Annotated in this window: 9 protein-coding genes; 8 read left to right on the top strand and 1 reads right to left on the bottom strand. The window is 73.3% G+C overall.

Translation table 11 applies throughout. The annotated features are described in order from the left end of the window. Nucleotides 1-39 precede the first annotated feature (39 nt). From ACFTWP_RS04720 to dacB, 8 genes are all read left to right on the top strand, one after another. Nucleotides 40-756, top strand: coding sequence for a DUF4142 domain-containing protein (locus ACFTWP_RS04720; protein ID WP_380262667.1), 717 nt, complete (start codon nt 40-42; stop codon nt 754-756). Between the two features lie 68 nt (nt 757-824). Then, entirely contained in the window at nt 825-2216 is a 1392-nt protein-coding gene (locus ACFTWP_RS04715; RefSeq protein ID WP_380262665.1) for a DUF1996 domain-containing protein, read from the top strand. A gap of 296 nt (nt 2217-2512) precedes the next feature. Then, nucleotides 2513-3163 carry a hypothetical protein gene (locus ACFTWP_RS04710; RefSeq protein WP_380262663.1) on the top strand — a complete coding sequence of 217 codons (651 nt, stop codon included), beginning with the start codon at nt 2513-2515 and terminating at the stop codon, nt 3161-3163. Continuing rightward, on the top strand, nt 3160-4596 hold the full coding sequence (locus ACFTWP_RS04705) for an NADH-ubiquinone oxidoreductase-F iron-sulfur binding region domain-containing protein (protein WP_380262661.1): 1437 nt from the start codon (nt 3160-3162) through the stop codon (nt 4594-4596). The genes ACFTWP_RS04710 and ACFTWP_RS04705 overlap by 4 nt, the downstream gene beginning before the upstream one ends. A 99-nt stretch (nt 4597-4695) precedes the next feature. After that, nucleotides 4696-5718 carry an SCO0930 family lipoprotein gene (locus ACFTWP_RS04700; protein WP_380262659.1) on the top strand — a complete coding sequence of 341 codons (1023 nt, stop codon included), beginning with the start codon at nt 4696-4698 and terminating at the stop codon, nt 5716-5718. Further along, nucleotides 5715-6182 carry a hypothetical protein gene (locus ACFTWP_RS04695; RefSeq protein WP_380262657.1) on the top strand — a complete coding sequence of 156 codons (468 nt, stop codon included), beginning with the start codon at nt 5715-5717 and terminating at the stop codon, nt 6180-6182. Before ACFTWP_RS04700 ends, ACFTWP_RS04695 begins: the two co-directional genes overlap by 4 nt. A 638-nt stretch (nt 6183-6820) precedes the next feature. After that, on the top strand, nt 6821-7753 hold the full coding sequence (locus tag ACFTWP_RS04690) for an RNA polymerase sigma factor (RefSeq protein WP_380262655.1): 933 nt from the start codon (nt 6821-6823) through the stop codon (nt 7751-7753). Between the two features lie 212 nt (nt 7754-7965). After that, nucleotides 7966-9555, top strand: a complete 1590-nt coding sequence (gene dacB, locus ACFTWP_RS04685) for a D-alanyl-D-alanine carboxypeptidase/D-alanyl-D-alanine-endopeptidase (protein ID WP_380262653.1) — start codon at nt 7966-7968, stop codon at nt 9553-9555. Between the two features lie 244 nt (nt 9556-9799). Here dacB and ACFTWP_RS04680 read toward each other — a convergent pair whose 3' ends face one another. Beyond that, nucleotides 9800-10798 carry a LacI family DNA-binding transcriptional regulator gene (locus tag ACFTWP_RS04680; RefSeq protein WP_380262651.1) on the bottom strand — a complete coding sequence of 333 codons (999 nt, stop codon included), beginning with the start codon at nt 10796-10798 and terminating at the stop codon, nt 9800-9802. Between the last annotated feature and the right edge of the window lie 86 nt (nt 10799-10884).

Genomic DNA, 10884 nt, shown 5'->3' with positions numbered 1-10884 from the left:
CGGTGCGATCGCCCACCCCGGCGTGTTCAGGAGAGGCCGATGTCAACTTCGAGGAAGAAGCGGGGAATCGGGAGGGCCGCCTACGGCATTCCCAAGGCGAGTCGCCTTCCGCGGTCGTTCGCCACCCTGCTCGTGATCGTGGCCATGATGTCCACGGTGACGGCTCTGGTGGTGCCGATCGTGCGCTCGGCCGGCTCGTACCGCGGGGAGCCGCGGGCGGACGAGACGCCGGGAACGGTGCAGACGCCCACCGGGCCGCTGACGCCGCTGGACCGGGACTTCGTCAAGCGGGTCCGGCTGGCCGGGCTGTGGGAGATTCCCGCGGGCCGGATGGCCGTCGCCAAGGGGGGCACTCCCGAGGTCATGGTCGCCGGTCAGCACCTGATCGACGGGCACACGGACCTCGACCGGGCGGTGCTGGAGACGGCCCGGACCCTGGGGCTGGACGTTCCCGGCGAGCCCTCCGCCCAGCAGAAGGCATGGCTGAAACAGCTCGACGAGGCCCAGGGACCCGAGTTCGACCGGTTGTTCGCGAACATCGTCCGCAACGCCCACGGCCAGGTGTTCGCGGTCGTCGCCCAAGTGCGGGCCGGCACCCAGAACTCCACGGTGCGGGAGCTCGCGACCACGGCCAACTCCACGGTGCTGGACCACATGTCGGTGCTGGAGGACACCCGACTGGTGCGGTTCGGCGAGCTCACCGGACCACCGGCCGCCACTGCCTCGCCGAGCTCCGGTTCGACGACACGGCGCTGACACATGCAGCACACCAAGGCTTTCCACGGCCTGTACGACAGGCCCGAACCCGTTTCGAGGGTGCGAACATGAGGATTCACAAACGTGGCGGGGCCAGGCGGCGACTGCTCGCCGTACTGCTGGCCGGGATACTGGCGGTCAGCGGCGCGTCGGTGCTCGCCGTGGCGGCGTTCGCCGGGCAGCGCCCTGGGTCGTCGCAGCAGTCCGCCGCCCAGGTGGGCACGGTCGCCTGCGGGGACGTCGGCGCGGGTCTGGCCTCGGTGCCGGAGGCGGCCCAGGCGGACGTCGACCGGGACCTCGCCGACCTCGACGTCCAGGTGGCGGACGCGTACCGCAGCCTCTCGGAGCCGGGCGCCGGTGGCGGCGAGAGCCGCGTCATGGGCGCACTGGCCGAGAAGCGGACCGCGACCCTGCGCAAGCTCGCCGACAGTGCGGGGCCCGGCTCCGGCCTGCCCGGGGACCTCTCCGGACTGGCGAACTGCTCGATCCGGCGCGACCTGGTGGTCGACGCCTCCGCCCGGGAGTACGCCCCCGAGCCCCAGAGCGCCGCCGCCGGACGGAGCAAGGGGCCCAAGGGCGGGAAGTCCGGTCTCGGGCGCGGATTCGTCGACATCAGGTCCGTCTCGCCGAACGTGCCCAGGCCCACCCGCACCGGGCCGGCCACCGGCACCTTCACCTCGCGCTGCGGACGCAACGAGAACCGGCATCTCAACCCCGACAACGTCATCGTGGCCCCCGGGGTGAGCAACGGCGCCCACCACATGCACGACTACGTCGGGAACCTGATCACCGACGCGTTCTCCGCCAACGGCCGGCTCGCCGGCGCCGGCACCACCTGCTCCAACGGGGACCAGTCGGCCTACTACTGGCCGGTGCTGCGGCTCCTGAACGGCGCCGACGAGAGCGATCTCAAGGCACCGGGCGGCGGGAAGGACCGCAACGTCGGGCGCATCCTGCAGCCCGCCGAGGTCGGGATCACGTACAGCTCCTCCACCGGCAACAAGGTCCAGCCGATGACCCGCTTCCTGCGGATCATCACCGGCGACGCCAAGGCCCTCACCAACGGGCCGGCCAACGCCCACGCCTCGTGGAGCTGCACCGGGTTCGAGGACCGCCAGCTCGCCGACAAGTACCCGGTCTGCCCGAACGGCAGTCGGGTCGTGCGGACCCTGAAGTTCCCGGACTGCTGGGACGGAAAGAACATCGACAGCGCCAACCACCGTACCCACACGGCCTTCTCGAAGGCGGACGGCAGCTGCCCGAAGAACTTCCGGGTGATCCCCCAGCTGGTGGAGCGGGTCGCCTACGACGTGCCGTCGGGTGTGCGCTTCGCCGTCGACAGCTTCCCCGAGCAGCTCCACAACCCGATCACCGACCACGGGGACTTCATCAACGTGATGAACCGGAACCTGCTGGACCAGATGGTGAGCTGCATCAACGAGGGCCGCCGATGCGGATGACGCCCACCGGCCGCCGCCGCGCCGCACCCGGTCGGCCCGGGCAGCTCGGGCAGCCCCTCCTCGCGCGGCCCGCCCGGGAGTTCGGGGTGCCCCATTCGATCGGAGCAGGGAAGGAGCCGGAGGGCTCAGCGATGGTGACAGGGCAAGGACGCCGATCCTGGCATTCCCGTACGGGGCCGGCGCGAACGGGCCGGGCCGGCCGCACCGAGCGGGCGCCGGACGGGTCCGCGGGAGACCCGTCCGAGGCCGCCGGCCGGGCCGCCCCCTCCGCGTGGTCGCTGCTTCCGCTGCTGGCGGTGGGGCTGGGCCTGATGGCCGTGGTGGTCAACGAGGCCTTGCAGGCGTTCCTCGGTGCGACCGCCGGGGTGCTCGCCCTGGTGTCCTTCTCCGCCGCCGTCCTCTGGGGGCTCGCGGCGACCGACCGGCTGCTGCTGTACCCGGTCCACCGGCTGGCGGCCCAGGCGATCCACCGGGCGATGAGCGTCGGGGGAGTGGTCTTCCTCGTCCTGCACGTGTGGATGAAGCTGATCCAGGGCCGGATCGGCGCGGTCTCGGCCTTCGTACCGTTCACGGACCCGGACCGGCCGGTCGTCCTGGGTCTGGGTGCGCTGGCCGGGTACCTGCTGCTGGTGGTGGCCGTCGCCGGGGCGGCTCGCGGGCTGCTGGCCCGTACCGGCGGGGCGCGCAGGTGGCGGATCGTCCACATCTGCGCCTACCCGGCCTGGGGCGGCGCGCTCGTCCACGGACTCAACGCGGGTCGGCTGCCCGCCCCCTGGGTGTCCGTCCTGTACAGCGTGGCCGTGCTGGGCGTGATCGTCGCGCTCGGGCTGCGGCTGGCCGTCCAGGACCGCGGCTCGCTGCGCCGGACGGCCGCCCCGGTCCGGCCCGAGCAGGCCCGCCGGCCGCCGGTCGGCGCCGGGTCCGGCCCACGGCGGCAGGACGGATGAACGGCGCACCGATCGCCTGGCTCGGCCGCCCGGTCCTGTTCGCGGGCCTGGAGCACGCCGAACGGCTGGACCACCGCGCACACCTGGTCGTGCACGGCCGGCCGCCGGCGATGTCGGCGGAGGAGCTGGCGGACCTGGCCGAGAACGTCGACCTGCGCGGCCGGGGCGGGGCCGGATTCCCGTTCGCCAGAAAGATCCGGGCCGTCGTCAAGGCGGCCGCCCGCCGCCGGAGCCGCCCGGTGGTGGTGGTCAACGGCACGGAAGGAGAACCGAGTTGTCTGAAGGACGCCGCACTTCTGCTGCGCACCCCGCACCTCGTGCTGGACGGCGCACTGCTGGCCGCCGACGCGCTGAACGCCGACCAGGTGGTGCTCGGAGTCACCCGGGCCGACACCGAGCAGTCGTTGCGCAGGGCGCTCACCGAGCGGCGGGTCACGCCGCTGCCGGTCTCCGTCGTCCGGCTGCCCGAACGGTTCGTCTCGGGGGAGGGGAGTGCGCTGGCCCGCGGCATCACCAGCGGGATCGCCCTGCCGCGCGGCGGCGGCGTGCGGACCAGCGAGAGCGGGGTCGGGGGCCTGCCGACGCTGCTGTCCAACACCGAGACGTACGCTCAACTCGCGGTCGCGGCCCGCCTGGGAGCCCTGCCCTACCGCGAGATCGGCATCGCGACGGAACCGGGGACGGTCCTGGTGACCCTGGCCGGCTCCCAGGTGGTGGAGACGCCCTCCGGCGTCCCGCTCGGCGAGCTGCTGTCGATGTTCGATCTGGACCTCGGGCAGGGCGTCCTGGTCGGCGGCTACCACGGCAAGTGGCTGACGTCCGAGGCCGCCGCCACCGCCCTGGTGTCCCGCCAGTCCCTCCGGAACCTCGGTGGTGCGCTGGGCGCCGGAGCGATCCTGCCGCTGCCGGACACGACCTGCCCGCTGGGCGAGGTGCTCAGGGTCGCCCGCTGGCTGGCGGACGAGACGGCCGGTCAGTGCGGGCCGTGCTACCTCGGACTGCCCGCCCTGGTCACCGCACTGGATGAGGTGGTGAAGGGCGGCGGCCGGGCCGCCCTGGACGTCGTCGAGACCCGGATGCGGGCGGTCACCGGCCGGGGTGCGTGCAGTCACCCCGACGCCGCCTCCCGCTTCGTGGCCTCGGCCCTGGAGGTCTTCGACGAGGACCTGCGACTGCACTCGTACCGCTACGGCTGCGGCCGGGCCGTACAGGACGTGCTCCCGATGCCGGTCGTGGAGAGCGCCGCGAGCATCGTCGTGGACTGGACGCTCTGCGAGGCCCACGGGCTCTGCACCAGCGTCCTGCCCGAGGTCATCAGCCTGGAGGCGGACGGCTTCCCCTCCGCCGGCGTCATGCCGGTACCACCCCAACTGCTCCAGCAGGCGGCCCGGGCCGTCGACCGGTGCCCCGCGCTGGCACTGCGCATCCGGTGAGTGCCGCCCGCTCCCGGCCGCCCGCTCCACCGATCACCCGACCCTGAGCCGCGCTCCCCCCGGAGTCCCGGCTCCACCGATGGAAAGGCAAGGAAGATCTTGACGACGAAACGATACGGCCTCGTGGCGATCTGTCTCCTGTTGGCCGGCCTCGTGCTGATGGCGGCCCTCGGGACGGCCAACAGCAGCGCCAGTCCCTCCTACGGGGCGTCCGACCCCACCCAGTTGGCCGGTGCGACGCCGTCCCCGGCCGGTGCCTACGGTGCCTACGGCGACGGCGGGGCCTCGACGGCGCCCGCCGGCGGCAAGCCCGCCGGGCAGCTCACCACCCGACTGGACGACCAGCTGGGGCCGGTCCTGACGGACGGTCAGGGATTCACCCTCTACCGCTTCGACAAGGACACCGCCAAGCCGCCGGCCTCCAACTGCTCCGGCGCCTGCGCCACCACCTGGCCCCCGGCGGTCAAGGACGGCAGCACCTCCGCGGGCACCGGAGTCGACTCGGCCAAGCTCGGCGAGATCACCCGGGCCGACGGCTCGCGCCAGCTGACGGTGGGCGGTTGGCCCGCCTACCGCTACGCCCAGGACGCCGCGCCCGGCGACACCAAGGGCCAGGGCGTGGGCGGCACCTGGTACGCCCTGGCACCGGACGGGACGAAGGCGGGTACCACCGCGGCCGGCGCTTCGGCGTCCGCATCCCCGGCGGCTCCGGCGTCCCCGGCCCCCACCGCGTCGCAGCCGTCCGACCAGCCCCCGGCCGGTGTGCAGATCTCCGTCTTCGTCCACCCCCAGCTCGGCCCGATCATGGTCGACGCGCACGGCCGGACCCTCTACCACTTCGGCAAGGACACCGCCTGGCCGATGCGTTCCAACTGCGAGGGGGACTGCCTCAAGACCTGGACGCCCGCGCCTCCGGTGGACCCCAAGAAGATCAAGGGAGTGGACCCGAAGCTGATCGGCAAGATGCAGCGCCCGGACGGCACCTGGCAGTTGAGCGTCAACTGCACGCCCGCCTACCTCTACACGGGCGACCAGGGCTACGGTGACGCCCTCGGCAACGGGATGGCCGGCAACCTGTGGACGGCCATCAACCCGCAGGGCAAGCCGGCGACCGGCGAGTGACCGCCCCGGGCACCGTCCCGGCGTCGACCGGAACCGGCCGCCCCGTCCTGCGCTGGGTACTGCTGTTCGTCCTGCTCCTCCTCGGAGTCCTCGAACTCCTCTTCGGGGCAGGCGGGTTGATCGGGTCCTCGCAGGCGGCGCAGCGCCCGGACCGGGAGTCCGTGGAGGAACTCTCCCGGCGGATCGGCTGCACGGCCGAGATCACCGCCGACGCCGCAGACCTCCGCCAGGGCCTGTGCACCTCGGGCGGGGAGGAGATCTGGATCGCCACCTTCCCGACCGCACGGGCGCAGGACGCCTGGACCACCGAGGCGAAGGCCTACGGGGGTTCGTACCTGGTGGGCGAGGGGTGGGTGGTGGTGCTCTCCGACACCACGCAGGACCTGCTGCACGGCCTGCTCGGTGGAGTGGTCGTCAGCGGGACGGACCACGACGGGGGCCATCCGCACACCGGTGGCGGGTGACGGGGGACGACAGCGACAGCAGGGCGAGGGTTTCCGCGGGCGTGGGCCGGCGGGGACCCTCGCCCTGCTGTCGCGCGTCCGCGTCCGGCGCAGCACGTCCGGCGCACCGCCCACCGCGCTCTGCACACCGCCCAGCGCGCCGGACACACCGCCCAGCGCGCTGGACACACCGCCCACCCGCGCACCGTTCTGAGGTCCGAGGAGCACGCGGCGAACTCGCACGGTGTCATGAAGTCACCCCGCAGGGACGTCCAACCATGCGATTGCCGTATGAACTCCCCTGATATTCACGGGCTGTTGCCCTTGACGCGGTCGCGCCACGGTGTCGGCGGGCGTCGCCGGCCGCGACCCGGGGCGGGCGCAGCACCCTCCGCGCGGCGCCGCGCCGCCCTGCACACGGATTCCCCCCATTCGGATCCGGAATCACCCGGCGCGCGAGCGCCCCGACAGCGGTTGCCCCGAAACCCGTGGGACTGGTGTGCTGTGCCCCTTCCTGCCACACCGTCCCGACGGCCCCGGCAGCAGAGCGCCGTCGACGCCCTTCACCCGGGCTGTTCCGGTCCGGTACGTGCCGTCGTCACGCCGGCCGGGCCCGCGAACTCCCCACCGTGAGATGGCCATAGCTGAGGAGGATCCAGGTGACCCTTCGGACCACCACCCGTGAATCGGCTCTGAGCACGCTGAGCGACACCGAACTCGTGGCGGCACTCGCCACCTCCACCGTGACCGGCGGCTCCCGCATCCGGGAGGTGATGGCCGAGGTGTTCACCCGCCACCACGGCGCGGTGCTCGCCTACGCCCGGCGCTACTGCCGGGACCCGCAGACCGCTCAGGACCTCGCCGCCGAGGCCTACGCCAGCACGTACCTGTCCGTCGCCCGCGGCCGCGGCCCGCGGCACGCCTGGCGCCCTTACCTGATGGCCTGCGTCCGCCGGACCGCCATGGAGTGGAGCGCCCAGATCACGGACCGCGTGCTGCTGGCGGAGGACTTCCACATCTGGGCCGAGCGCCTGGCGGACGAGGCGGAGACCGAGGGCGCGCTGCTCGCGGCCGAGGAGACGGCGCTGGTCGCCAGGGCCTACCGGGCGCTGCCCGAGCGGTGGCAGGTGCTGCTCTGGTTCTTCGTGGTGGAGGGCGAGTCGGCCGCCACCGTCGCCCAGCGGATGAGTCTCACGCCGAGCGGGGTGCGCTCCCTCGCGGCCCGCGCCCGTACGGGACTGCGCGAGGCGTACCTGCACGCGCACGTGGACGAGGGGACCGAACTGGAGTGCCACTACTTCGTGTCGCTGCTCACCGGTACGGCCCGCAGGCCGGGCCGGCGGCGGGGGCGGGAGCTCGCCCGGCACCTGGAGGAGTGCGCCGGCTGCGGGCGGGTGGCCGAGGAGTTCCGCCGGGTCAACCGGCCCGTCGCCGGCTCGTCGAAGGCCGCCGTCCCGCCCGCGGCGGTGCGGGCCCGGCTCGTCCCGCCGGGCGGCCGGGCCATCGGCGGGACGAGCCGCGCCGACCGCGCCCCGGCCGCACCCGGCCACGGACGTCAGGGGTCGGCGCCCCGCCCGCTGGGGGCCTGCTGAGCCGTGGCGACGGCGCCCCGAGCCGTCCCCGCCGGGCCCGGCCCACCCGGCCGTTCGGGAGCGCACCCCATGACCGCCGGTCGACTTCGGCCGACCGGATGACTCTCGCGGCGGTCCGCCCGCGAGGTGGCCGGGGCGCCGGAGGGCGCGTACCTACGATGCGGCCGTGAGTGCCGGGCTCAGCCGGCTTCCGACTCCAGAACGGCGAACGAATGAGATCGAAGACGCGTGGCCGGCTGCGGGCCTGGGCCGCGGCCGGCGCAGCGGTGATGGTCGCGGCCGGCACGGTCGCGGCGGCCCCCGCGAACCACCCGCACGACGACCTCGGGCCCGAGATCACCGCCATCATGGACAAGCCCGCCTACGCGCACGCGCAGTGGGGCGTGCTGGAGGTCGAACCCGACAGCGGGCGCGTCGTCCACTCGCAGTACCCGGACCAGTTCTTCATCCCGGGGTCGACCGCCAAGCTGCTCACGATCTCGTCCGCCTGGCACACCCTCGGGCCCGACCACCGGTTCAGTACGCCCGTCCACGCGATCGGACAGCGCAGCGGGTCGACGCTGAACGGGAATCTGGCACTCGTCGCGCAGGGCGACCTCACCATGGGCGGTCGCACCAAGCCCGACGGCTCGGTCGACTTCACCACCATCGACCACACCTACGCCAACGACCTGCCCGGGGCCACGCTCACTCCGGAGGACCCGCTCGCCGGGCTGGACGAGATCGCCCAGCAGGTGCGCGGCGCCGGCATCACCGAGGTGAACGGCGACGTCGTCGTCGACCCGCGGCTGTTCACGCCCCCGCCGCTGGAGCCCACGCCCGTCCCGCTCATCATCAACGACAACCTCATCGACCTGCTGAGCACCCCGACCGCGGTGGGGCAGACGGCCCAGCTGAGCTGGCGCCCGCAGGTGGCGCCGTACCAGGTCACCACCACCGTCAGGACGGTCGCGGCCGGCGGTCCGACCGACATCCAGGTATCGACCTCCCCCGACGGCATCCGGATCACCCTCTCCGGCACGATCGCCGCGGACTCCCAGCCCGCGCTCAAGATCTCCCACGTGCAGGACCCGAACGCCTTCGGACGCACCGCGCTGATCGAGGCCCTCGGCCGGGCCGGGGTCACCGTCTCCGCCGCCCCGACCGGCCCCAACCCGGAGGGCGAACTCCCGGCCTCCTACAGCGGCGATCCCCAGGTGGCCGCCTTCGTCTCACCGCCGTACCACGAGTACGCCAAGCTGATCCTCAAGGTCAGCCACAACCTCGGCGCCAATCTGGCCCTGTGCAACATGGCCGTGACCCGGGGCAGCAAGGACTGCTTCGACGGCTTCCCGATCATCAGGCACTTCCTGACCGACGTGGCGGACGTGGACCCGACGCAGTTCGAGCTCGCGGACGGCCGGGGCGGCGTCGGCGTCGACCGGGCCACTCCGGCCGGGCTCAACCAGGTGCTCAAGTACTGGCTGCACACTCCGGACGCGGACGCCTTCCGGCTCTCCCTCCCGATCCTGGGCGTGGACGGCACGCTGGCGCTGTCCTGCACCACCGACTGCCCCGCCAAGGGCAAGGTCTTCGCCAAGACCGGGACGGTGATCGCGGGCGACGAGCTCAACCAGCGGGTGGCGGTCAGCGCGCAGATCGTCGCCGGCTACCTGGAGGCGGGTGACGGCTGCCTCCACACCTTCTTCGTCGGCGTCAACGGGGCGACCGCCGCCGACATCGCGGGCTACTTCGACGTGAACGACGACGTCAACCAGATCGTCGCCCTGCTGCAGGAGCAGGCATCCGCCGGACGCCACTGACGAGGCGGCGGCCCCGGCACCTCCCGGCCCGTCCGGGCGCGCGCGGGTGCCGGGGCCGCTCTCCTGGGCTGATGATTCGACAAGTGAACTCAGCGTCCCGACTGGTGCATTGTCGCGTTCAAGTAGTGATTGAAAGGGGTGGGCCCGCGCCCGTCAAGGGGCCCGGCGGGATTCCTCGGTGGCGCAGGGGCGCGGGAACGACCGCCGAGCCGCCGGGCCGGTGGAGTGTCAGGCCGCCGGACGGTCAGGCCGCCGGTACGGGGCCCGTCGAGCCGCGGGTGATCAGTTCGGTGGCGAGTTCGACGTGCAGGGTCTCGACCGCGTGCCCCTCCATCAGGCGCATCAGCAGGCTGACGGCCATCCGGCCGAGCTCCCCCAGCGGCTGGCGGACGGTGGTGAGCATCGGGACGGTGCTGCTGCTCAGGTAGACGTCGTCGAAGCCGGCGATCGACAGGTCCTCGGGCACCCGCAGGCCCCGTTCGTACGCCGCTCGCAGGGCGCCGACCGCGGCCTTGTCGTTGAAGGCCACCAGGGCGGTGGGCCGGTCCGGCAGGTCGAGCAGCCGGGCCGCGGCGCCGTGGCCCCAGTCGGAGGTCGGCTCGATGCTGCGGTACAGCTCGGGCGAGGGCAGCACGCCCACCTCCGCGAGCGCGGAGGCGTGCCCGGCCAGCCGTGAGCGGCCGGCGAGCCAGTCCTCCGGACCGCCGATCATCCCGATCCGCCGGTGTCCGAGGGCCACCAGGTGCGCCGTGACGCTGCGGGCGCCGGCGAAGTGCGCGGCGGAGACGGCGGCGATGTCGCGCGGCAGCGGCGTCCGCGGGTCGATCACCACGAACGGGAAGTCCCGGCGGCTGAGGGCCTCCAGGTCGCCGGCCGGCTCCGGCGGCAGGATCAGGATCGCGCCCCCGAGCTGGGCGCGATCGGGCAGCCCCCCGAGGACCTCGGCGTCCCGGACGGAGTCCCCGGCGCTGAGGATCACCTGGCGGCCGTGCAGCTCCAGGGTCTCGGCGACCGCGGAGACGATGATGCCGAAGTAGTCCGTGAGCAGGTACGGGCAGCGCACGAACACGTCGCGGCCGGGCCGCCCGGCGGTGCGGGTGCGGGCCCGGGGGGCGCCGAGGCGCTCCATCGCGCCCTCGACGGCCTCCCGGGTCTCCGCGCTGACGGTCGCCTGGCCGTTCATCACCCGGGAAACGGTGGCGATCGAGACCCCCGCCGCGGCGGCGATGTCCCGCACGGTCACCTTCGATGACCTCGGCCTACCCATATGTTACATCCTTTTGTTTCATTCGTTGGGTGCTGCCGGTAGGGCAACGTCCGTTTGGCTTC

The sequence above is a fragment of the Kitasatospora sp. NPDC057015 genome (assembly GCF_042673745.1).
In the GTDB taxonomy this organism is placed as follows: Bacteria; Actinomycetota; Actinomycetes; order Streptomycetales; family Streptomycetaceae; genus Kitasatospora.
The sequence above is the reverse complement of the archived record's forward strand: the minus strand, read 5'-3'. Positions and strand labels throughout refer to the sequence as shown.